The 1,005-nt window shown below is 63.9% G+C and carries 1 protein-coding gene; it reads left to right on the forward strand.

The genetic code is table 11. The features are described from left to right. A partial coding sequence (locus H276_RS0122335; protein WP_019973497.1) for an aconitase family protein occupies positions 1-1,005 on the forward strand: 1,005 nt, incomplete at both ends.

A 1,005-nucleotide genomic window follows, 5' to 3' on the forward strand; every position in this document is an offset into this window, starting at 1 on the left:
GATCGCCGGACCCAAACGCCCCCAAGACCGCATCGAACTCTCCGACGCCAAAAACGCCTTCCGCAAAGACATCCACAACTACGTCGAAGAACACCACCCCGCTCCGGAGACCAAGCTCGACGAGGCTGTCGAGGAGTCCTTCCCGGCCAGCGACCCGGTCTCGTTGTCCTTCGCCGACGACGGCGCCCTCGACGTCCAATCCGCCGCCAATGGCTCGGAGGGCCGACCCAGCAAGCCGGTTAAGGTCCGCTCCGAGGAGCGGGGCGAATTCGTGCTCGACCACGGCGCAGTGGCGATCGCCGCGATCACGTCGTGCACCAACACCTCCAACCCGTCGGTCATGCTCGGCGCGGCGCTGCTCGCCAAAAAAGCCGTCGAAAAAGGCCTGGCCACCAAGCCGTGGGTCAAGACCTCGATGGCGCCGGGTTCGCAGGTCGTCAGCGACTACTACGACAAGGCTCGGTTGTGGCCGTACCTGGAGAAGCTGGGCTTCTATCTGGTGGGCTACGGCTGCACCACATGCATCGGCAACAGCGGCCCGCTGCCCGACGAGATCTCCCAGGCCATCAACGACAACGACCTGACCGTCACCGCCGTGCTGTCGGGCAACCGCAACTTCGAAGGCCGCATCTCTCCCGACGTCAAGATGAACTACCTGGCCTCCCCGCCGCTGGTGATCGCCTACGCGCTGGCCGGCACCATGGACTTCGACTTCGCCACCGACCCGCTCGGCATCGACAGTGAAGGTCGAGACGTCTATTTGAAAGACATCTGGCCCTCCCCCAAAGACATCTCCGACACCATTGCCTCGGCGATCAACGAGGAGATGTTCACCAAGAACTACGCCGACGTGTTCAAGGGCGACGAACGCTGGCAGAACCTGCCGACACCGGCCGGTAAGACGTTCGACTGGGACGCCAAGTCGACCTATGTGCGCAAGCCTCCGTACTTCGACGGCATGCCCGCCGAACCGACCCCGGTCACGGACATCACCGGCGCCAGAGT

Source organism: Mycobacterium sp. 141, from assembly GCF_000382405.1.
Lineage (GTDB): Bacteria > Actinomycetota > Actinomycetes > Mycobacteriales > Mycobacteriaceae > Mycobacterium.